16 protein-coding genes are annotated in these 21,103 nt (G+C 43.4%); 5 read left to right on the top strand and 11 right to left on the bottom strand.

What is annotated here, in order from left to right:
* Nucleotides 1-55 precede the first annotated feature (55 nt).
* A complete protein-coding gene (locus tag CXF62_RS11910) occupies nucleotides 56-874 on the top strand; it encodes a 4'-phosphopantetheinyl transferase family protein (protein ID WP_102094523.1) in 819 nt (272 codons plus the stop codon).
* Nucleotides 875-1,007: 133 nt separating this feature from the next.
* On the opposite strand, the gene CXF62_RS11905 is transcribed toward CXF62_RS11910, so the two are convergent.
* Complete coding sequence (locus CXF62_RS11905) at nucleotides 1,008-1,904, bottom strand: hypothetical protein (RefSeq protein ID WP_102094522.1); 897 nt, start codon at nucleotides 1,902-1,904, stop codon at nucleotides 1,008-1,010.
* Between the two features lie 593 nt (nucleotides 1,905-2,497).
* On the opposite strand from CXF62_RS11905, the gene CXF62_RS11900 reads away from it, so the two are divergent.
* Nucleotides 2,498-3,256, top strand: a complete 759-nt coding sequence (locus CXF62_RS11900) for an IclR family transcriptional regulator (protein WP_102078462.1) — start codon at nucleotides 2,498-2,500, stop codon at nucleotides 3,254-3,256.
* Nucleotides 3,257-3,446: 190 nt separating this feature from the next.
* On the opposite strand, the gene mmsB is transcribed toward CXF62_RS11900, so the two are convergent.
* From mmsB to CXF62_RS11860, 8 genes are all read right to left on the bottom strand, one after another.
* Complete coding sequence (gene mmsB, locus CXF62_RS11895; protein ID WP_102094521.1) at nucleotides 3,447-4,391, bottom strand: 3-hydroxyisobutyrate dehydrogenase; 945 nt, start codon at nucleotides 4,389-4,391, stop codon at nucleotides 3,447-3,449.
* A gap of 107 nt (nucleotides 4,392-4,498) precedes the next feature.
* On the bottom strand, nucleotides 4,499-5,758 hold the full coding sequence (locus tag CXF62_RS11890; protein ID WP_102094520.1) for an enoyl-CoA hydratase/isomerase family protein: 1,260 nt from the start codon (nucleotides 5,756-5,758) through the stop codon (nucleotides 4,499-4,501).
* A gap of 71 nt (nucleotides 5,759-5,829) precedes the next feature.
* The gene (locus CXF62_RS11885) at nucleotides 5,830-6,612 is read right to left on the bottom strand and encodes an enoyl-CoA hydratase (protein WP_102094519.1); all 783 of its coding nucleotides are present in this window, start codon (nucleotides 6,610-6,612) and stop codon (nucleotides 5,830-5,832) included.
* Nucleotides 6,613-6,644: 32 nt separating this feature from the next.
* Nucleotides 6,645-7,805 carry an acyl-CoA dehydrogenase family protein gene (locus CXF62_RS11880; RefSeq protein WP_102094518.1) on the bottom strand — a complete coding sequence of 387 codons (1,161 nt, stop codon included), beginning with the start codon at nucleotides 7,803-7,805 and terminating at the stop codon, nucleotides 6,645-6,647.
* Between the two features lie 219 nt (nucleotides 7,806-8,024).
* Nucleotides 8,025-9,509 (bottom strand): CoA-acylating methylmalonate-semialdehyde dehydrogenase, encoded by a 1,485-nt coding sequence (locus CXF62_RS11875; protein WP_102094517.1) that lies wholly within the window; start codon nucleotides 9,507-9,509, stop codon nucleotides 8,025-8,027.
* A 343-nt stretch (nucleotides 9,510-9,852) separates the two neighbouring features.
* Entirely contained in the window at nucleotides 9,853-11,874 is a 2,022-nt protein-coding gene (locus CXF62_RS11870; protein WP_102094516.1) for a propionate--CoA ligase, read from the bottom strand.
* Between the two features lie 313 nt (nucleotides 11,875-12,187).
* Nucleotides 12,188-13,858: a fatty acid--CoA ligase gene (locus CXF62_RS11865; RefSeq protein WP_102094515.1), complete on the bottom strand. Its 1,671-nt coding sequence runs from the start codon at nucleotides 13,856-13,858 to the stop codon at nucleotides 12,188-12,190.
* 203 nt (nucleotides 13,859-14,061) lie between these two features.
* Complete coding sequence (locus CXF62_RS11860; protein ID WP_265734917.1) at nucleotides 14,062-15,222, bottom strand: MFS transporter; 1,161 nt, start codon at nucleotides 15,220-15,222, stop codon at nucleotides 14,062-14,064.
* Nucleotides 15,223-15,793: 571 nt separating this feature from the next.
* Between CXF62_RS11860 and CXF62_RS11855 the strand changes: the two genes are divergently transcribed.
* From CXF62_RS11855 to CXF62_RS11845, 3 genes are all read left to right on the top strand, one after another.
* The gene (locus CXF62_RS11855; protein WP_102078453.1) at nucleotides 15,794-16,726 is read left to right on the top strand and encodes a dienelactone hydrolase family protein; all 933 of its coding nucleotides are present in this window, start codon (nucleotides 15,794-15,796) and stop codon (nucleotides 16,724-16,726) included.
* A gap of 314 nt (nucleotides 16,727-17,040) precedes the next feature.
* Nucleotides 17,041-17,787: a hypothetical protein gene (locus CXF62_RS11850; protein WP_102078452.1), complete on the top strand. Its 747-nt coding sequence runs from the start codon at nucleotides 17,041-17,043 to the stop codon at nucleotides 17,785-17,787.
* A gap of 132 nt (nucleotides 17,788-17,919) precedes the next feature.
* The gene (locus CXF62_RS11845; RefSeq protein ID WP_102094513.1) at nucleotides 17,920-18,666 is read left to right on the top strand and encodes a hypothetical protein; all 747 of its coding nucleotides are present in this window, start codon (nucleotides 17,920-17,922) and stop codon (nucleotides 18,664-18,666) included.
* Between the two features lie 125 nt (nucleotides 18,667-18,791).
* Here the strand turns inward: CXF62_RS11845 and CXF62_RS11840 are convergent, their stop codons facing one another.
* Both CXF62_RS11840 and CXF62_RS11835 read right to left on the bottom strand, forming a co-directional pair.
* A complete protein-coding gene (locus CXF62_RS11840) occupies nucleotides 18,792-19,307 on the bottom strand; it encodes an Rrf2 family transcriptional regulator (protein WP_102077987.1) in 516 nt (171 codons plus the stop codon).
* 284 nt (nucleotides 19,308-19,591) lie between these two features.
* Entirely contained in the window at nucleotides 19,592-20,839 is a 1,248-nt protein-coding gene (locus tag CXF62_RS11835; RefSeq protein WP_102077988.1) for an NnrS family protein, read from the bottom strand.
* Nucleotides 20,840-21,103: the final 264 nt, after the last annotated feature.

Raw genomic sequence — 21,103 nt, 5'->3', positions numbered from 1 at the left:
TACGCAATTTTATATACTCGATTCTATAATAATCGTTTTTGATGACTAGTAATATATGCCGACTTCCAACCTTACCCAGATACAGTACACGCAACTCGACACCACGACATGGTGTGTGACTGCTCAAGTGAGTGAGTCAATCAGTCATTTAGTCACTGGAATCTTATGGAACAAGTTATTATGGTTGTCATCCTGTAATACGTCGTATAAAGGCATCATTAAGCTCAATAATCTAAGCTGGCACTATCAGGTGGCGACAGCAGCACCTAGACACTCAGTACCTGCTCTAGCACGTAAACAGCGGCAGCAGCAGCGGCAAGGCGTCAGGCAACTATTACAAGAGCTGCTCAAAAAATTAGAAATAGATGACACCTTAGATGAGTCAAGCTTTCCCTATCGGCTCGTTAATAGTCAGCATTACGTATGCTTTAGCCATACAGGAGCTGGTAGTTCAAAGCAAACCACAGAATCGAATCAGACAAATTTTACGTATTTACACAGTAAAATAGCGGTTGTTATCAGTCGTCAACGCCCTGCTGGTATCGATATAGAGAGTAATAATATTTCGTGGCATGTAGTCAAGCGTTTCTATTCAGAGAGTGAGTTGAGCATTTTACAGGAGCTGTCTACAGATCAGCGAGAACGCACTGCCAAACTCTTGTGGCAAATAAAAGAAAGCTTTATCAAAGTCAACCAATATACGTTAGCTCAAGGCTTGGGTATGGATTACTCCTACCTTATTCCTAGCTTAATCGAAAATGATAAAGAGATTAACGCTTCTTCTTCTGTAATCAATGATATTGAGGATACAGATTACCAGTCTGTTTACCGCATTGCCACGTTACAATCTCAGCAAACTGTCATTGTTTTCTAATCAAGGTCTTTTGAGCAAAATTCAAACCTGATTTCAGAATATTTTCACTAATTTATTTTAGACATAAAAAAACGACCCTAAAAAGGATCGTTTTTTGTTTTCTACTAATGACAGTATTTAAACTGTAATTAGATTAGAAACGGTAAGTTGCACCAACTTTAACGATTGGCATCCACTCAAGGTAGTCTTTATCTTCTAACTCTTGCTCAGCTAAATTAGCTACTTGTTGAGCAGTTAAACCTGAATCCACAGTCTGGTCACCATCACCATTTCTAATTTGTACTGTATCATTACTTTGATTGCTTGAACGAACAGTCGCATCGGTTTTGCCCATATAAGCGGCACCAATTTCACCGAATAGACCGAAATTATTAGTGATGTTAGGACGGAAACCAATAGTAGCATAAGGAGCTAGCTTGTTGCGGTGTTCCATAGTACCTTGTAGAGAGCCTACAGAATCTGCATCATATCTAGCACCATTAATTTCATAATAACCACCCTCGCCACCTTCAGAATTGGCCGTCACATCAAAATCGTTGTCAGGTACGATGATACCTGCGCCCATTGTGAACCAGTTAGCCATCGGGCGAACCTGCACACCTAGGTATGGGTTGCTAAAGTCAGCATCTACATCGTAGTTTACGTCATTGGCATCGAAATCACCGCCGAAAAGGTCAGCAACATCGCCACCTGCCCAACCAGCTTGCAATTCAGTTTTTTCGTTAAGTGACCAACCGATATTCGCACCATAACCTAGAGTACCAACTTCAGCGCTAACTGATGCTGGGTTTACTACTTTATTGAAGAAGCCTTTAGTGCCACCGACCACAGCGCCAGTAGTGTTGCTTACTACACCAGCGTTAGCATCGTATGCGTAAGAAGCAGGTTCTGCTTGATAGGCAACTGCAACTGGCTCAGCTTCATATGCAACTGCAGCGTTGTCATCAACAACGATAACTGGATCAGCAGCTAATGCAGCAGTTGATGCTAGAACAGCAGCAGAGATTGCCGTCAATTTAATCAATTTCATAATTATTCTCCTAAAGTGTGAAATAAACCCGCCCATAAAAAACGATGATTGTGCTTTTGTTAAACCATCATTTTGTTGAGGTGATTAAAACAATTCTGACTTAAAAAGTCACCCCTACTGATGCTGTTTTTATTTGCCATTATGTAAAGATTGCATAGGTACTGTAATAATTGCTACACCAATCTGCAAAAATTCGCCTTTATGTTACATAACGTCCTTAAAGTAACCAAACAGCGTAAACATGAGAATTTGCTTGCTTAATGTTTATGTAAGGGTATTGCAAAATATGTCCACATAATTATCTAGAACGCCTTTTGACTCAATGACAGTTATATGGCTTAACCTTACAGAATAGTGTGCCTTGTTAGTTGACGTATCTATTGTTACTTGTATAAGAGAATTTACGACAACAAATAAAACGATATAAATGATCTCATATAACGCGACTAACGCTTGCCTCAAGCAAATATTATGCTAAATTAGTTGTTATAATAGATTTGTTATAGAACGTCATTAATGTCACCATTTGTCTTAGTTATGAAAATCTTGTGATGTTGTCTGCTCTATTTCTTTACTCCTACTGAGTCATATATATGCCTAAAGTATCTTCGATTACCCGTGTCCTAGAAATCATCGAAGCAGTGTCCTATGCTTCAAAACCGCTTTCTCCACTTGAGCTCTCACAAGAGCTAGATATCCCTAAACCGACCATTCATAGATTGATTCAAAATTTGGTTGATGATGGTTTTTTGACTGTTGATATTGGTGGCGGTATTATCCCTGGTAAGCGCGTACGCAATTTGAGCGTTGAGCTCTGGCAGCAACGGTTATTTTTTAACGAACGGCAGATGATTTTGCAAAAGCTGGTTGACGAGCTAAAAGAAACTTGCGGCATTGGTATTCCTTATCATATGAATATGATCTATACCAATCGTGCTCAGACGACCTTGCCACTACAGATTTATCTTCCTGTCGGAGCAAAATCACCCATGTGGTGTACAGCGACTGGCAAGCTCTATCTAAGCCAACTATCTACAACTAGCCGTATGAAAATACTACAAGGGTTACCACTAGATAAGTTCACTAAGAATACCATTACTGATATCGATGCATTAAATGCCGAGCTTGATCGTATCGCTGATACTGGTATCGGCATCGATAACGAGGAGTTTATCTCTGAGATGGTCGCAGTGGCTGTACCTATACTGGACAAAAAGTCACGCTATCTGGCTTCTCTCTATCTGCATGCACCAACCATACGGGTATCACTTGACGATCTGCTGACTCATGTACCACGCCTACAAAAAGCCGCGCAAGACGTTCAGACGCTCGTCTACGATCTGCAAAGCTAATACTATCTATTAGCCATCAAAAAAGGTCTACGCTATGATTTTAGCGTAGACCTTTTTCTTTTTAGCAAATGCATTCTCTTAATTAATGCCACCTACTAATGATACGAAAAATTCTTAATACTGGTATGTTTAAGAATTGATATGTCTAAGAAGGTTACATTCAAAAGAGAAGCAGTCAAGAGAGTCATGTTTAAGACAATAATGAGACATCATGACGTCCGATAATACTAGAAAAATCTTTATCACCATTCTCTACAGTATGTGAGGCATACAACTCTGTTGCTTTAGCACCCATTGGCGTTTCTACTTCAGCGTCTTGAGCAGTTTGCATCGCAAGGTTTAGATCTTTTTGCATCAATTTGCTCATAAAGCCGCCTTGATAGCCATTGCTAGAGGGCACATTTTCCATGACTTTTGGATAAGGATTATAAACTTCTAGTGTCCAGTTACGCCCTGAGCTTTGTAGCATGATATCTGATAGCACTTTTGGGTCCAAACCGTTCTTGACGCCTAGATTAATCGCTTCTGCCGTGCCTGCCATCAGAATACCTAACAGCATATTGTTGCAGATTTTAGCCACTTGTCCTGCGCCGTGCTCGCCAGCATGAAAGATGTTTTTCCCCATCACGGCAAGTATTGGCTCAGCCTTAGCAAAAGCAGCATCATCGCCACCAACGATAAAGGTCAAACTACCAGCAACTGCCCCGCCTGTGCCACCAGAGACTGGCGCATCCAAAAAGTCGATGCCAAGCTTACTTGCCGCCTCTGCCACTTTCCTTGCATCAGCCGCCGCAATCGTACTACTGTCAATCACAAGCGTGCCTTTTGGCAACTCTGCAAGCAATCCATCAGAGCCACTATCGCCCAGATATACAGAATGTACATGCTGACCTGCAGGTAACATACTAATTACAACTTGAGCATTACTTGCGGCATCTTTAGGACTTTTTGCGACGCTAGCCCCTGCTTGTGCTAAGCGCTGGGTTGCAACCTCAGACAAATCAAAGACAGATAGCGTGTAACCTGCCTTTAATAAGTTCTCTGCCATTGGGGCACCCATATTACCAAGCCCGATAAAGGCAATATGTGGTTTAGAGTTATTATTATCCATCGTACTTGTATCCTTTGTACCCATCTCATCACTCCTTGATGATTTATGATGTAGCTATTGCTACATACTATTTAACAGTATTTATTAGTGAATCTTGCTTATGTCCTACTTTATAAATTGCTTTTAAGCAGTTAGCGGACATACTGACTACTCAAAGCATTATCACCCAGCCAATCGCTCAAAGGATGCTCACCTTTTGGATAAGGGTTGGCAAAGTGCTTATCGATATACGCCTGCCCTTCTACACTTAGACAGTCTGCCAATGAACGCGACCATTTGGGCTTTCTATCTTTATCAATTAATAATGCCCGCACGCCTTCTTTAAAATCAGGATTGGCCGCGCAATGTACTGCGACATTGGTCTCTAAATACAGTACTTGTTCGATCGATAGGTCAGCGACTTTGTGATACAACGCATAGGTTAATGCAGCCGTGACTGGGCAGCCATGCCGATAGGTTGCAACTGCTCGCTGAGTCCAACTGTCTTCTGCAAAGTCTTGGTTTAGCTGCATGAGTGCTTCATCGCTTTGTAGCAACGCATCAATATCAGCCAGACCACCACTATTCATTAGTTGCTGAATAGGTTGCCAATATATTGCAAGCTTACTATCAGGTAGTTCGGCTACTGGCAACTCAGCAAGCGCACAGCTGACAATACTATGCGCACTATTGTTATGGCACTTATCTGCACCGCTCGTGTTATCGACTGCCTGCCAGTCGCTCTGTCTGAGGCGCTGCATGACGGCATCATAGTCATGGCTGGCAACGGCATACTCTGCCAGATTGGCCAATAGCGCGTCACTGCCATTGCACATCGCGCCAGTTAGACCTAAAAACAAACCCGTCTTAGCAGGCATACGCTGCAAAAACCAACTGCCAGATGCATCAGGGAACAGTCCAATAGTGACCTCAGGCATGGCAAAACGTGTGCGCTCAGTGACCAGACGATGACTACATCCTGCCATCAGCCCCATACCGCCGCCCATGATGATGCCATCGCCCCAAAGTATTAGTGGCTTTGGATAAAAGTGCATTTGACGATAGAGACGATACTCATGACTGAAAAACTCAGTAGCATAAGGGTTTGGCATGGGTGCACTGGTAGACATACTGTCATAGAGCTTACGAATATCGCCGCCTGCACAGAACGCTTTGTCCCCTGCACCTTTTAATACAAGCGCCACCACTTGATTATCATCTTGCCACTGCTCTAGCTGCGCTGATAGCAATTGACACATATCAACGCTGAGTGCATTAAGTGATTTTGGGGTGTTAAGTGTCATGACTCCAATCAAGCGTCCACAATCTGTCGGTTCAGTATTGAACAATACAGAGGCCTCTTGCTCGGTATTGTTCGAAGAGTTTTGGGTATCGTCGGTAGCTGCTGTCATAAAAGTGACCTACAAAGTTAAAAAGTTAAATAATGTCATGAGTGTTATGACTCAAGCATTTTAAGCAATGCTTATTTGTTTTGCCAATTGGGTTTACGCTTTTCCAAAAAGGCTTGTACCCCTTCGCGCTGATCGTTGGTATCAAACAACTTCACGAAAGCTTCGCGCTCATGGATAAGATTTTGCGCAGGCGGGGTATCTCTAGCCGCCTGAATCAGTTGCTTGGAATAACTGACGGCGACGGGTGATTGCTTTGCTACTTTTTTTGCTAAGTCCTGAGCGATTTGCAGACCTTCACCTTTTGCCGCGACCTCTTCAACCAGACCGATACGCAATGCCGTATCCGCATCAACACGCTCACCGCACAGTATCATGCGTTTGGCCCAACCTTCCCCTACTAACATAGGTAGATTTTGCGTGCCACCAGCACATGGCAATAGTCCTACGCCTGTCTCTGGCAACGCCATCTGGGCGTGCACTTCTGCGATACGGATATCACATGCGAGCGCACACTCTAGTCCGCCGCCCATCGCATAGCCATTGATGACAGCGATACTGACGCCACGATAGGCAGATAGCGCTTCGAATGCTTCACCAAATGCAATCGCCATACTTATTGCGCGGCCTTTATCGCCGTCTGAGAAATTGTTTAAATCTGCACCTGCTGAGAAGAACTTTTCGCCATCACCATGCACGATTAATGCGTAGACATCGTCGTTGGCATTGAGGTCGGTGATGAGCTGCTTAAGCGCTTGCAGACTGTCCATTGTCCATGTATGTGCCGGTGGGTTATTCAACGTCAATGTTGCGGTATGGCCATCAATTGATAGCTGTAGATTTGTATAGTCTGTCATAAAACATCCTTGTTTCAGTAAAACGAGATAAATTAGCGTAGCTGGTTTAGCCCTTCATCTTGTAGAACTTGACGTGAAATAATCACACGCATGATCTCATTGGTACCTTCCAGAATTTGATGGACACGCAAGTCTCGCACATGGCGCTCAAGCGGATACTCGTTTAGATAACCATAGCCGCCGTGCAACTGTAGAGCTTCATTGGCAACATCGAAACAAAGATCCGTAGACAGACGTTTTGCCATTGCGCAGTAGGTAGACGCTTGTCCATCGTTGTTGTCGACTTTATCAGCTGCTAGATACAGCATTTGGCGCGCGGCAATGGTCTGAGTCAACATATCAGCAAGCTTAAACTGTACTGACTGTAAGCTGGCAATCGGACTACCAAATTGACTGCGCTCTCGCACATAACTGGTTGCGGTCTCTAACGCCGCTTGTGCCGTACCTACCGCACAAATACCGATATTAATACGACCACCATCCAATCCTTTCATCGCGATACGAAAGCCTTGGCCTTCCTCACCTATCAGGTTCTCTACTGGTACTTTTACGTCTCTAAAGCTAATCGTGCGCGTTGGCTGTGCTTTCCAGCCCATTTTATGCTCGTTTTTGCCATATTCGATACCAGAACTATTGGCGTCTACGACGAACGCTGACACGCCTTTTGGCCCAGCACCACCAGTACGTGCCATTACTACCAATACATCAGTTGAGCCTGCGCCAGAAATAAAGGTTTTTTCACCATTCAGTACATAATGCTCGCCTTGCTTCTCCGCTTTGGTACGTAATGAAGCTGCATCAGACCCTGCATTTGGTTCTGTTAGGCAATAGCTACCAAGCCACTCACCGCTGACCATGTTAGGTAGATATTTTTTGCATAGCGTATCGCTGCCATATTCACCAATCATCCATGCCGCCATGTTATGAATACTCATATACGCTGCTACAGCCGTGTCGCCCCATGCAAGCTCTTCGAATACCATCGCTGAATCGAGTCTTGGTAAGCCCAAGCCGTCATATTCTGGATTGGTGTACAGTCCCAAAAAGCCAAGCTCACCAGATTTTTTAATAACATCTATTGGGAAGTGCGAGTTGCGATCCCATTCGGCAGCGTTTGGCTTTAGCTCTTTTTGTGCAAACTGACGAGCCGTTTGGCGAAAGGCGACTTGGTCATCGGTCAATGAAAAATCCATAGGGTCATCCTTGTTCTTATAGATCAAATAGAGGGCTTAAATCTCAGATAAACGTTAATAAAAGCGCTAGTAAAAATGTTGGTCAGAGATTTTATAAGACATTAGTGCGACATGATAGCGGCATAACGATAATAAAACTGCGTTTAATAGTATCGCAAGTCGCATTATCGTCATACCGAAAACACAAAATGTCATACTGAAAAAACAGTGAGCTGACGATTAAATTGAAATGGTCGTATTCACACTACGGCTTGCTTCATCATCAAACCAACGCGCAGTCACGGTCTTCGTCTGAGTATAGAATTGGACGGCTTGCTTGCCATAAGGACCTAGGTCACCGAGCTTGCTGCCACGTGACCCTGAGAAGGAGAACATAGGTAGTGGCACAGGGATTGGCAAGTTAATACCGATTTGACCAACTTGAATGTCTTGCTGGAATTTATGTGCAGCCGCCCCTGACTGAGTAAATATCGCTGTGCCATTGCCATGTGGGTTGGCATTCAGTAGTTCAATCGCTTCATCTAAGCTATTAGCACGCATAATACACAGTACTGGGCCAAAGATTTCTTGTTGATAAATTTGCATATCGCTTGTGACATTATCAAAGATAGTTGGGCCTACAAAGTTACCTTTCTCGAACCCTTCAACGGTAATGCCACGACCATCTAAAATCAAGCTCGCGCCTTCTTCCACCCCAGTTCCAATCAAATGCTCGACACGGGCCTTTGCAGCAGGCGAAATCAGTGGTCCCAAATCCTTGTCATTTTTGCCAGCTGAGACGACTAAGCTTTCTGCTTTTGCTTTAATCTCATCAATCCACTCACCAGCTGCGCCTACTAGTACGACGACCGATAGCGCCATACAGCGTTGACCAGCTGCACCAAATGCTGCGCCTGCTAACTGATTGAGCGTTTGTTCTTTGTTAGCATCAGGCAGGATAACGCCATGGTTTTTTGCGCCCATCATGCACTGTGCACGTTTACCTGATTGGCTGGCACGCTCATAGACATGTTTGCCTACATGAGTAGAACCGACGAAAGAAACCGCTTTAATATCTGGATGGTCGCAGATAGCATCGACGGTTGCTTTGCCACCATGTACGACGTTAAGAACGCCTTCTGGTACGCCAGCTTCAATCGCTAGCTCTACCAAACGCATAGTCACCATTGGATCTTGTTCAGAAGGTTTTAGGATGAATGTGTTGCCTGTAGCAATCGCCATTGGGAACATCCATAGCGGAATCATCGCTGGAAAGTTAAATGGTGTGATACCAGCGCAAACACCGAGTGGCTGCCAAATACTATAAGTATCGACACCTGACGCTACGTTTTCTACAAAGTCGCCGATTTGCAGATTGGCAATACCAGCGGCATGCTCTACCACTTCTAAACCGCGGAACACATCACCGCGTGCATCAGCAATCGTCTTGCCTTGCTCTGCGGTCAAGATTTCTGCCAACTCATCCATGTGATCGCGAATAAGAGATTGATACTTTAAAAAGATACGCGCACGCGTGGTAATTGGCGTTTTGCGCCATGTCTCAAACGCAGTCTGTGCAGCGGTGACAGCTTGGTTAATCTCATCATTGGTGGTTTGCGGAACTTTTGCGATGACTTCTTGCGTCGCTGGATCAGTGATATCAATCCATTCGTCGGTGTTAGATTGTACGAACTGACCATTGATGAGCTGTTGAACGTGGTGCATAAGATATCCTTATCTTTTTTGCGAGACTACCGTGTGACGGCACCTAGATATTTATTAGAAAAATAAAAGCGATGGGTATTTATCTATAAAACATTATTAAAAACTGAATTTTAAAATGATTTATTTTGTATCGTTATTGACTATAACAATAAACCATTTTTACGGTCAAGCGCTTTATCGAAATTATATCTAAGTTTATTTTAATAGCACGTGTTCCTATAAAAATTGCTTAAATAAAAAAAACGAAAAAGCCCATGATGACTCATGAGCTTTTTAAAGTTAACCAGACTTTCATACGCGATGAACAACATCACTATTTTTGTATAAGGTTAATTTATACCAATCAATAATCTTTCATCGCCTGCTTGATCGCATCGATAGCAGTTGGGTTATCAAGCGTTGACATATCTCCTGTCGGTTGGTTTTCCGCCAGAGCACGAATTGAGCGACGTAAGATTTTTCCAGAGCGAGTTTTTGGCAGTGCCTGCGGAAAGTAGATAGCGGCTGGTCGCGCAATACCGCCCAAAGATTTGACGACAGCGCCTATCACTTGCTGCTCGATACGGAAACGGTTTTCGGTGGTTTCAATTTGCGTTTGATCTTTTAGGACGCAGAACGCAATAGGTAGCTCACCTTTTAGCTCGTCTTGAATACCCACTACGGCACACTCTGCCATCTCTGGATGCGTACTGATTGCCTCTTCAATCTCTTGTGTGCCTATACGATGTCCTGCGACGTTAATCACATCATCGGTACGCCCTAAGATGTAGAAATAACCCTCTTCATCTGTCACTGCATAGTCCGAGGTTGAGTACTGCTGACCATCAAACAGACCAAAGTAGCTGCTGATAAAGCGCTCGTCGTTACGCCATACCGTGGTAAGACAGCCAGGCGGTAATGGTGCTTTAATTGCAAGCAATCCTTTTTCACCAGCCTGACAAGGATCGCCCGTTTCCTCATTGATGACATGCGCTTCATAGCCATACATCGGGTAACCAGGTGACCCTTGCTTGTGCGGCTTATGATTGAACTTTGGCGTATGGCTCAAGATTGGCCAACCAGATTCTGTTTGCCAATAGTGATCTAAAATTGGTACGCCTAGATGCTGAGTCAACCAACTAGCCGTCGATTCATCAAGCGGCTCGCCTGCGAGAAAGAACGACTTCACACTAGACACATCATAACGCGTCATCCAGCTTTCGTCTTGTTTTTTGAGCATACGCACACCTGTGGGTGCGGTGAATAAAATATTAACTTTGTTAGCTTCAACGATACGCCACCAGATACCTGGGTTTGGCATATGCGGTAAACCCTCATACATAATACTGGTCATACCCGCCAGTAACGGCGCATAGATCGTATAAGAGTGCCCGACGGCCCAACCAATATCAGATATCGCCCAGAACGTCTCGCCAGCCTTGCCATCATAGACATAATGTATCGACGTCGTCAGCGCGACGGCATGACCACCTGTATCGCGCTGCACCCCTTTAGGTGTGCCAGTAGTACCAGAAGTATAAAGTAGATAGGACGGGGTATTGGACTCAAGCCAAACCGGCTCTACGACTGCATTGGCCTCGCAGCTATGACGACGCTCGGTCGCATAATCAACATCGATCGCTTTGGTTTCAAATGGCAATATACCGCGATTGACCACCAGCACATGCTCTGGTTTGACAGTCGCTTGTTCGACGCCTTGATTGACTAGGTTTTTATAATTGACGACCTTACCACCGCGTAGCCCTGCATCTACCGTAATGACCATTTTTGCCTCGGCATCGTCCATACGGATAGCCAAGTTATGGGCAGCAAACCCACCAAATACGACTGAATGGACGGCACCAATACGAGCACAAGCCAGCATAGCGTAAGCCGCTTCTAATATCATCGGCATATAGATAATGACACGGTCACCCTCGCCAATACCGTGACGCTGTAGCACATCGGCAAAATAATTAACTTCTTTATACAAGTCATTATAAGTCAGGCGGCGCTTGGTATAGTCTGTATAAAACTCAACGTTGTTACCCAAATCTTTAAACGAATCAACGACCGCTGGAAAGGTTTCTATCAACTCTTGATTAATCTCTGATGACACCCACACAAAAGCATCTTGCTCTGCCCGGTCTGCCAGATGACGATCGACGCAGTTATAACAAAGATTGGTCTCACCACCGACAAACCATTTGGCAAAAGGCAGATTGCTGTCATCTAGAATTTGCTCAGGCTCTTTATGCCAATAGATACGCTTCGCCTGCTCAGCCCAAAACTGCTCTCGATCCGTAATAGACTCATGATAAATATCAGCGAATTTTGGCGTGTCTGTCATTTGGGTAGAAACTGGGGATTGGGAATGGTCGCTCATAGTAGCTGTCCTTAGCATAAACGAGAAATGAGGCAATAGTATTTTATAGTTAAGGCACTTAATAAGTTATAACGGTATTCACCTCGTGTAACGCACTGTCTGCGTGCAACTGGCTGATACCAACTCTAAAATGCTTCAACTATAAAATACCATGTCTTAGTAAATACTGGTCATCCTTGCCAGAATTAAAAAACCGATACATATCGTATCGGTTTAAAATGTAGCAGAGCCTATGGGAAAGGTCAACTATTAAGCGTGTAATACGCGCTACATTTTGACGAATACAAATATTTGAACATTTAATCAATACTAATTAAATCTCAGTTTGATTGGCATACATCTCACGCATGACTTTTTTGTCATGTTTGCCAACGGAAGTTTTTGGTAGCTCATCAACGAATTTAAACTGGCTTGGTACGCCATATTTAGGAATGATACCGCGCTCTACCGCTTTTTCTGCAATCGCTTTGATATCATCAGCACTGGTATCCTTAGCATCAGGCTTTAATACCACCAAAGCCAATGGACGCTCACCCCATTGCTTATCACGCACTCCAATCACTGACACATCAGCCACTGATGGATGTAACGATAAAATGGTCTCAATCTCTAACGATGAAATCCACTCACCACCTGATTTGATTACATCCTTTAAGCGATCGGTGATTTTGATATAGCCATCAGGACGTATGTACGCAATATCTTGGGTATGCATATAACCATTTTCCCACAGCTCTTTGCCAGCGTCGTCATTTTTAAGATAGCTTTGGGTCAACCAAGGCGCACGCAATACAAGCTCGCCTGTATTGTCTGGTCCAGTCCCTACTGACTTGTTGCCTTCACCCCATACCTGAGCATCGACCATGAGTACGGGTTTACCTGTCATACAACGACGGGCAATATCTTCTTCTTCAGTCATTTCAGGCTCATCGAGACTAAAACCCGTTAAGCTAATAAGCGGCGCAGTCTCTGACATACCATAGCCTGTATAGACCTCAATGCCTTGTGCCATCGCCGTTTTGGCTAGACCTTCTGTCAGTCTTGAACCACCAATAATCATTTTTAGACCATTAAAGCTGGCGTCGCGATCTTGTGCTTCTTTGAGTACCATTTGCAAAATTGTTGGTACACAATGGGTGATACTGACCTTTTCATTGACAATTAAGTCCATCAACGTATCAGGCGCATAGCGACCTGGATAGACTTGCTTTAGACCCACCATGGTTGCTGTAAACGGAAAACCCCATGCATGCACATGGAACATTGGCGTCATCGGCATATAGACATCCCCATAGCTCACGCCTTGCTTATCAGGCAGCATCCCCAAGGTTGCCGCTTCTGCTAGTGTATGTAGCACTAGCTGACGATGGCTAAAGAAAACCCCTTTTGGATCACCTGTCGTGCCAGATGTATAAAAAGTCGTTGCGATGGTATTTTCATCAAAATCTGGGAAATCAAAATCGCTATTGGCAGCTTCTAATAGCGCTTCATATTCGCCTGTGACACGGCTTTGATTGCTACCAAAGATACCTTCAGCAGTGACACCATTGTCATCAAGCCAGATAATATGCTCAATGCTTGAGTTCTCAAACTGATAGTCTTTAACCAATGGCGCAAACTCAGAATTGAGCATGAGCACTTTAGGCTTGGCATGGTTGATGGTATAGAGGATTTTTTCAGGCGATAGACGGATATTGACGGTCTGTAAAACGTACTCTGACATTGGCACGGCAAAATAAGATTCAAGATAGCGATGACTGTCCCAATCCATCACGGCAACCACATCACCTGCATCAAGCTTTAGGTCTGCCAATACATTGGCCAGGCGATTGATACGCTCAAACAACTCTTTATAAGTCAGGCGCTTTTTGTCCGCATACACGATCTCTTGATCTTGGGATACCGTTTTTGCACGGCTTAATAACTGCTTGACCAGTAATGGATAATCGTAGGCAGATGGTGCACTGTGGTAAATGTTTGACATAGATTTGACTTCCTTGTTTGTTGTACTTATAAGGGATAAATAACAATCAAGTTAATAGCAGCATAAAATCTACTGCGCTAACCATTTTAATTTTTATAATAACATCGTTATTGATAGTAAGAAAAAAGCGGCGCCGTGTAAAGCGGTCTTACATTAAGTATCATAAGATGACTGACCGAGCCTACATTAAATCAGACAGCCAATCACTTTGCCCGTACTGTAGTTTTAATCATCCCAAAACTGGCTATTAATAACGCCAATACCTGCACAAACAGTAATAACCATACGGTAAGAGACCACTGCCCTCGCGCATAAGCTATGCCACCCAGCCATGCCCCTAGCGTACCGCCTGTATAGTAGCCCATATAATATAGACCCGAAGCTAATGAACGACCCTTTTTTACGTTGACCGCGATATAACTGATGGTTGCTGATTGGGTAACAAACACACCCGAGGACATAATTGCTAGTCCTATGATCACTCCCCACAAAGGCGTAACCAAGGTCAATAACAAACCCACCATCGATACAACAATAGCGACACGGACCGTACGCGCCGAGCCAAACCGACGTAGCAATTTACTAGACAATGGCGTGATAACAACGCCCAATAGATATACTGCAAAAATATTAGCAAGTGCCCCTGTCGTCAACTGATACGGTTCATCTGCCAGATGTAAATTAATAAAAGTGAAGCAGCCTACAAGGGAGAACAGCACGCAAGCGCCAAGCAGACATGCTGTTACCACATAGCGATTGGTGACGTGCTCACCCAGCGTCTGTATCGCTGAGCGAAAATTAGGGTTGGCCACAAAGTGACGAGACGATGGTAGCATCTTGCCGACCCATATCGCGCCTAGCAAGGTCATTGCGGTCATGACGTAGTAACCATGCCGCCAGCCAATCAACTCATGCAAATGCCCCAGCAAGAACCGACCCATAAAGCCGCCAAGCACGCATCCTGACACATAAAAGGACATCAACTCAGTCATTGCCCGGCCCTCAAACTCCTCACCGATATAGGCAATTGTCACCACCGTAATACCCGGTACGGACAATCCTTGCATGAAGCGCCAAATGCCGACCCATTCAATGCTCGAGCTCTGGGCAATAAGCGCTGTTGGTATCGCTAAAAACAATAAAGCGCCAACGATAAACGACTTGCGCCCGACTGCATCTGAGAGCATACCCAAAAATGGTGACATAATCGCAATAGCCAATACAGTGGCACCAACGATCATGCCAGCCTGTACTTCGGTCGCAGCAAAGTCCACCATCATGACTGGTAGCACCGCTTGGATAGAGTACACTTGCAAAAAAGCAAACATACCTATTAGACCAATTGTAAGCTTCAATATCCACAACGTTGAATGATTGGAGGGAGCTGGTGGCACAGCTGTTATATCTTGGATCTGATCTTTAGAATTATTCACAGGGGATCTGACTATATTGGTTATACCATGACTGCAAATAATAACCGTCACTGGCGTGGATGATAGAGAGGAATAACGGTGATTTTGCTTATGCTAAATGTATAAGCAAAATCACCGTTATTAAACGATAAATGCTCATCATAATGACAAGCCAATTATGGTAGCACATTCATCAATATACTCAGGTTTAAAAGTGTTATTGCCACTTGATAGATTCTTTATTCGGGTACGAGATTATCGTAGAAAAACTTGACTAGGAATCACATTTCGACTTGAGACGGTGAAGACAGCTTTCGACTCACAAGTTCATGATCAAAGTTACGTTTACTGCATATACAGGATAGTATGGTTAGATGCTCTTGACGCACTTGTTGAGTACTTAACTGCTTTAACGATTGATGACGTTGACAATTAACAATCACTACCTACGTCTATCTTTTCTAACCCATAGACATGCACGACCACACAACCTTTTAGAATACAATTTACTATGATGAAAAATATGATGCTTTCACAACTTATGATCGCGATGAGCACATTGGTTTTCTCTACAATGGCTATAGCAGAAGTAACTGTATCCGAGACTAGCGTTAAAAGCCTCAACCCAGTTAGATCAACACTCGACGCTACAAACTCACTAGCGGCAGTAGACTGTATAAAGGATGACGCTATCACTGCTACTGAGCTCACAAAAACACGTGATAACGGTCCGTTTTCTATAAAGTCCAAGCATGTGAGTCGCCAATCAGCCAATGGCTTTGGTGGCGGTACCATACATTATCCAACGGATGCTGCTAACTGTGGTCTGCTAGGTGGTATCGCGGTAGTGCCAGGTTATGTGTCTTATGAGTCTTCTATCAAATGGTGGGGACCGCGTCTAGCCTCTTGGGGATTTGTCGTTATTACTATTAATACTAGCTCCATTTATGATAATCCGGATAGCCGTGCTGAGCAATTGAGCGCGGCTCTCGATCATCTCATCGCTGATAAAACAGTGGGGCATATGATCGATCCAAATCGTTTGGGCGCGATTGGTTGGTCAATGGGCGGCGGCGGTGCGCTACGATTGGCAACTGAGCGCAGTACGGTGCAAGCCATCATTGCACAAACGCCCTATCATGATACGAGCTATGGTGCGATGGATACGCCTGCTCTATTCATCGCTTGTGAAAATGACCGTATCGCCCCGAATAAAAAATATACCAATACCTTTTATCAAAAAGCTGACGGTCCAAAAATGAAGGTCGAGATTAACAACGGCAGTCATTTCTGTGCCAGTCATCGTTTTAACGAGAAACTATTAAGTAAGCCTGCTATCGCATGGATGCAACGTTATATTAATGGTGATACCCGTTTCGATAAATTCTTATGTGGCAATGAAAGCTACAAAGATGATCCTCGTATCTCAGCCTATGATTACGAAGACTGTTTATAAGCTATTTTTTAATCTACTTATAAAAGGAAGGACAGACAGCTTTCACTGTTAATAATGACATTTGAATAACAACTCTTTTTTATTTTTACACATTTACATTGCTTCTATCTTTTTTCTTACAGACTTTACTGCCATAAAAATTAATAATCATATAGTCAATCTTCTATAAATTGGATACGGTATCAGGCTCGTTTAGTCTACAACTTGTAGTGCTTTCACTCGCCTTCCTTGTATCCAAATTATATTGAACCGACTATAGGGTGCTACAAAAAAGTAAAACGATTGAATAAATGAACTATCAAGGAGTAATGTCGATGACTGATGAAATGTATGATTTAGGTGCAGGGTTTTGGAGTATTCGAGGCTCATTTATAAAGAACGGCATACTTGATATCGGTGTTCAATGTGCCCTCATAAAACTACCATCAGGACGATTTATATTCTTAGATAGCTACACATTAAAAGATAATGTTCGTCAGCAAGTAATGGCACTAACCAATGATGGTCGAGATGTTGAAGCCGTTCTCAATGTTCATCCGTTCCATACGGTACACTGTGCTCAAATGGCCAAAGACTTTCCGCAAGCGACGTTTTATGGCAGTAGCCGACATCCAGAACAAGTGCCTGAAGTCAATTGGGCAGATGACTTAGTCGAAAGCGATTCCGTTGCTGCGCGCTACCCTGAACTTAAATTCTCTATTCCTCAAGGCATCCATTACATCTCACCGGATGAAGCGGTTCATGCCAGCTCGCTTTTGGCCTACCACCCTGCCAGCCAGAGCATTTATGTCGATGATACCTTTGAGATACCCCCTTCCAAGTTAATAAGTGCCGTGCAGCCTAACCTAGGCTTACACCCTACTACCAAAAAAGCGCTCAAAGATGAGCCAGATGCAGCTAAGCACTATTGTGATTGGGCCGTAGAGCTGGCAAGCGAGTGGCGTGATGGTCGAAATTTTTGCAGTGCGCATTCGGGATTGGTTATATTTGATAAAGGTCAATTTGAGACAGCACTTATTTCAGCGATTGATCTGGCTCGCCCTGAGCTTGAGAAGGCATAAAAACAAACATAAAGGCGTAAAGAGTTAGAACACATACCATTAAAACAGCTCGAAAAACAAAGTTTACAGTGAAAAAGTAGCTTTGTTTTATTTACATATTTTATTTAATTAACTAGACGAGGAAAATTATAAATGACTGATCACATTCATGATTTAGGCGCAGGATTTCGGAACATACGCGGAACATTCCGTCTCGGTGGCGTGCTAAATATCGGCACTCAATGCTCGCTAGTCAAGCTATCATCAGGAAAATTTATCTTTTTGGACAGTTACTCCCTCACGGGTGATGTTCGAGATGAGATTATGGCACTTACCAATAATGGTCAAGATGTCGAAGCCGTGCTGAACGTACATCCGTTTCATACAGTCAGCTGTGCTCAAATGGCCAAAGACTTCCCGCAAGCCACCTTTTATGGCAGTAGTCGTCACCATAAAAAAGTACCAGAAATCGATTGGGCAGATGACTTGGTAGAAAGTGACGCAGTCGCTGCACGCTATCCTGAGCTTAAGTTTTCAATGTCAGAGGGCATTTATTATATCTCGCCCAATGAGATGATCCATGCAGGTTCTTTATTGGCTTATCATCCTGCTAGTCAAAGCTTGCATGTAGATGATACTTTTATGAGTCCACCAATTAAGTTATTAGAAGCTGTATTGCCTGAGCTGATATTACACCCCACGACCAAAAAAGCACTGAAAAACGAACCAAACGCTGGCGCGCAATACTGCGACTGGGCGACCAATTTGGCTCATGAATGGCGTGACGTACGCAATTTCTGCGCTGCGCATTCTTATCTTGTTCAGTTCAAAAAAGGTGGGTTTGAGAAAGCTCTGGTGAAAGCCGTTGAGAAAGCACGTCCAAAACTAGAAAACGCCTAATTTCTCACACCTTAGACATATATTTTTTATAGATATAAAAATGGGTCGCTATTACTGTATTTACTAGTGTAGCGACCCATTTTTGTGAGCTGATCATAATCATATCAACACTATTATCGAAGCTGTTACCGAAACAGCAATGTCGCAAGCTCATCTTCGTTGTTCAGAATATCTGCTAATGTATAACGCTCAAGCACATTGATAAATGCGGTGAGTGCTTCAAAAAACACGCTTTTTAGCTGGCAGGCTGGACTAATCACACAGCCTAGTGATTTATTCTTTTCTTCCTCAATGAATGTCACTGGTAAATCCGTCTGATGATCGCCCTGCTCACTATCATTATGAGACACTGGTACGGCAAAGCACTCAACCAAATTAAAATCAGGCTCTATCTGTTTGATCAATACGCCCAAATTTATATCTCTAGATGCACGTGCCAATCGTATGCCACCGTTTTTGCCGCGCACACTTTCTATATAACCCAGCTGACCCAGCTGATGAATAATCTTGGTCAAATGACTTTTAGAAATGCCATAGCTGTCAGCAATATCGCTAATATTAGCCAATAGTGATGGATCTGGTCTCACAGCCAAATAAATCAATGAGCGTAGCGCGTAGTCACTATAATTGGTCAGTCGCATTCATTTGCGCTCCTATTTTTATAAATTTTATATATTAAGCTAGGGCGTGTCCTCATTTTAAAAATGGTGATAAAAATGAGATAAATTGCCGTCAAACGAGAAAAATAGTGCAGATAATATCAAGATATTGACCAACTATTTGACGATGTTTGGCAAAATTTAGCTATTTTTAGCCCATTTAAAGGACACTCGTTCGAATTGAGGACACGCCCTAGACAAAGTAAGTCGCATTTTTGGTAATAACGTTTAGACATAGCATTTGTAAACAGTATCGTTAGCCCGCTTCAACCAAATAAACCATCAGGCCGAGGACGTGCCAGCATGGGCAGATAACTGATGCAAAATAGCACAAAACAAGCAATCCAAGCACCCTGTGCAATCATAATCCAAACTAGGTAATGACTCATATCTACTAATGGTAGCAGTACGCGGCTAACAAATACCAATACCATCAAACCGTACATAAGATTTACCGTTTTGGGCGGTTGGTGAATGCTGCGACCCGTATGACCCAAAGATACTCGCGTCATCATTGCCACCGTCATCATACCGATACCTGCAATCGCCAATCCATGCATGGCGAGGCTGTGCGGATAACCCAACCAAGGCTGTAGTGCGTATAATAAGAAACTTAAACACATGCCCAAAAACGCAATATACAATGACCAAAGTAATGGTTTTTGCCAAATACCGTGATGATACCACCCTATCAGGCGAACGATATTAATGACTGCCACACCGAGCGCCGTAACCGTCAGCAAATACTGGTTTGGATAAAACACATCACTGATAAAAAAGGCGAAGAAAAACACTAAGCTTGCGATATCTTGTCCTTTACTATTACGTAGCTTAACGGGTTCTGACGTTTCCATATCTATACTGAGACCACGTTCGATAAAAAATGGCACTACGCGGCGGCCAATAGTCAGCACCAAACCGATGATCAAGTAGAACCCAAGATAAATACCTATCTTAGTTGTATTCATATCAGCATTAATAATGCCCCAATAGCAGAGTCCGTTGCCAAAGGTCAGCAGTGCCAGTTTTGCCAAGATACCCATTTGCTTGTACTGCTTAACTTGCCATACTGCTCGACATATCACATATGCCATCGAGGCGACAAATACTACATCAAAAATGGCTGCTATATATAGCCACGATATACTATCACCTATGAGCGTTATGCCAAGCCCAAAACCCAACCAGCTCAGACGAGCCAGCAACCAACAGACAAAGATACCTAGCAGTTTATAACCATGCGGCATCATCACCCCTGTCCATGTCTTGACCGCGGTTAGCAAAAACCCGGCTACCACTGCTAGGGCATAACCATACACCATTTCATGGCCGTGCCAGTATAACGGGTTCAAAACCTGTGCATCGATATCCGTGTGACCAGTGAACACAAACGCCCATAGCAGCATCGTTACTACGGCAAATAGCGCAGCAGCACTAAAAAATATGCGAAAGCTTAAATTAAGGATAGGATTCGGAGAGCTTGGTGGTTTGCTAGGTAACTTGATAGATTGCATAGCCATCTTCTTAAAGAATATAGATGGCTTTAATTATAACATTCATTTTAAATGAACTTTATAAATCTTTAGTCTGATTATTGAAATATTCTATCCATTAAAGTGCAGCGCCTACGGAAATCTCTAGAAGCAAAATCTCAAGTATAGTTGAATTCAAATAATTTCGATACAAGGAAACCGAGCGCAAGTTATACATTAGTATGCTTAGCGAGGATGACGATGTAGCGGATTTATATGGATTTGACTATATAAAAATAGAGAAAT

Source organism: Psychrobacter sp. MES7-P7E, from assembly GCF_002863645.1.
Classification (GTDB): domain Bacteria; phylum Pseudomonadota; class Gammaproteobacteria; order Pseudomonadales; family Moraxellaceae; genus Psychrobacter.
The sequence above is the reverse complement of the archived record's forward strand: the minus strand, read 5'-3'. Positions and strand labels throughout refer to the sequence as shown.

Bases quoted from the DNA above. Each gene is read 5' to 3' on its own strand.
- CXF62_RS11910 (WP_102094523.1), top strand. From the start codon at position 56: ATGCCGACTTCCAACCTTACCCAGATACAGTACACGCAACTCGACACC.
- CXF62_RS11905 (WP_102094522.1), bottom strand. From the start codon at position 1,904: ATGAAATTGATTAAATTGACGGCAATCTCTGCTGCTGTTCTAGCATCA.
- CXF62_RS11900 (WP_102078462.1), top strand. From the start codon at position 2,498: ATGCCTAAAGTATCTTCGATTACCCGTGTCCTAGAAATCATCGAAGCA.
- mmsB (WP_102094521.1), bottom strand. From the start codon at position 4,391: ATGGGTACAAAGGATACAAGTACGATGGATAATAATAACTCTAAACCA.
- CXF62_RS11890 (WP_102094520.1), bottom strand. From the start codon at position 5,758: ATGACAGCAGCTACCGACGATACCCAAAACTCTTCGAACAATACCGAG.
- CXF62_RS11885 (WP_102094519.1), bottom strand. From the start codon at position 6,612: ATGACAGACTATACAAATCTACAGCTATCAATTGATGGCCATACCGCA.
- CXF62_RS11880 (WP_102094518.1), bottom strand. From the start codon at position 7,805: ATGGATTTTTCATTGACCGATGACCAAGTCGCCTTTCGCCAAACGGCT.
- CXF62_RS11875 (WP_102094517.1), bottom strand. From the start codon at position 9,509: ATGCACCACGTTCAACAGCTCATCAATGGTCAGTTCGTACAATCTAAC.
- CXF62_RS11870 (WP_102094516.1), bottom strand. From the start codon at position 11,874: ATGAGCGACCATTCCCAATCCCCAGTTTCTACCCAAATGACAGACACG.
- CXF62_RS11865 (WP_102094515.1), bottom strand. From the start codon at position 13,858: ATGTCAAACATTTACCACAGTGCACCATCTGCCTACGATTATCCATTA.
- CXF62_RS11855 (WP_102078453.1), top strand. From the start codon at position 15,794: ATGATGCTTTCACAACTTATGATCGCGATGAGCACATTGGTTTTCTCT.
- CXF62_RS11850 (WP_102078452.1), top strand. From the start codon at position 17,041: ATGACTGATGAAATGTATGATTTAGGTGCAGGGTTTTGGAGTATTCGA.
- CXF62_RS11845 (WP_102094513.1), top strand. From the start codon at position 17,920: ATGACTGATCACATTCATGATTTAGGCGCAGGATTTCGGAACATACGC.
- CXF62_RS11840 (WP_102077987.1), bottom strand. From the start codon at position 19,307: ATGCGACTGACCAATTATAGTGACTACGCGCTACGCTCATTGATTTAT.
- CXF62_RS11835 (WP_102077988.1), bottom strand. From the start codon at position 20,839: ATGCAATCTATCAAGTTACCTAGCAAACCACCAAGCTCTCCGAATCCT.